General features: G+C 64.0%; 1 protein-coding gene and 1 pseudogene. Both read left to right on the plus strand.

Features of this window, described 5'->3' with window-relative positions; all coding sequences use genetic code 11:
* A pseudogene (locus tag JCM25156_RS28195) lies at positions 1-234 on the plus strand (nucleoside deaminase); the annotation flags it as partial.
* A 131-nt stretch (positions 235-365) separates the two neighbouring features.
* A partial coding sequence (locus JCM25156_RS16805; RefSeq protein ID WP_025814044.1) for a trypsin-like peptidase domain-containing protein occupies positions 366-1,321 on the plus strand: 956 nt, incomplete at its 3' end.

Here is a 1,321-nt window from a genome sequence, read left to right on the forward strand (position 1 = left end):
GCGGCTTGCGGGTGCGTGCTGTATGTCACGCTGGAGCCATGCCCGATGTGCGCGGCGGCGGTGACGCATTTCAGGGTCGGGCGCATCGTGTTCGGGGCCTATGACCCCAAGGGTGGCGGGGTGGAGCATGGCCCGCGCGTGTTTTCCCACCCGCGCTGCCTGCACCGCCCCGAAATCGTGGGCGGCGTGCGCGAGCGTGAGGCGGGGCTTCTGCTACAGGATTTTTTCCGCCGCTGCGTGCCTAACCTATTTGTCATGCAACGGTATGGGACGGGCTGGCTCACTTGCGGCACAATGCACGCAGTGGGACTGTCGGCACTGGCGGCCAGTCCCGCCCGTTATTTCGAGATTGCAGCAGGACCATCATGTTCAGGGGTACCATGTCAGACGTATTACGGTCGAACACCATTTCCTCGCGCCGGTTTCGCGGCCACCTGCTGGCTTCCCTGGTCGCCGGCACGGTGGCGGGGGGCTGCCTGTCCACCGTCACGCCCGCCCGGGCCGATGACAGCGGGGTGATCCGTCCTGATACGCAGATCCAGCAACTGCCGAATTTCGTCAATCTCGTCAAACAGGTCAAACCGGCGGTTGTCTCGATCACGGCGCGCATCAAGGATCCCGACATGAGCGAGGAAGCCGGGGCAGGCGGCATGCCCGGCGGTTTCCCGTTTCCCTTTCCCTTCCAGATGATGCCGCAGCAGGGCCACCAGACGGTGGAGGCGCGCGGTTCGGGCTTCGTCATCTCGGCCGATGGCTACGTCGTGACCAACAACCATGTAGTCAAGGGTGCGAGCAAGGTGACCGTCACGCTTGATGACGGTACGGCGTTGCCCGCCAAGATCGTCGGGCGCGATTCCAAGACCGATATCGCCCTGCTGAAGGTCTCCCCCTCGGGCAAGCTGCGTTTCATCGAACTGGGGGATTCCGACAAGGTGGAGCCGGGTGAATGGGTTGTGGCCGTGGGCAATCCGTATGGCCTTGGCGGCACGGTCACCGCCGGTATCGTCTCCGCCCGGGGGCGCGATATTGGCGATGGTCCCTATGATTCCTTCATTCAGGTCGATGCGCCCATCAACCGGGGCAATTCCGGCGGCCCGCTCTTTACGCAGGATGGCAAGGTGGTGGGGGTGAATACCGCCATCCTGTCGCCCTCGGGCGGGTCGATCGGCATTGGCTTCGCCATTCCGTCCGATACCGTGAAGAATGTGGTCGATCAGCTTGAAAAGACCGGCCATGTCACACGCGGCTATCTGGGCGTGACGGCGCAGGCGATCACCCCATCCATGGCCAGCGCGCTGGGAATGAAGCCGTCCGCCTCCGG

It is taken from the genome of Komagataeibacter kakiaceti JCM 25156, assembly GCF_000613305.1.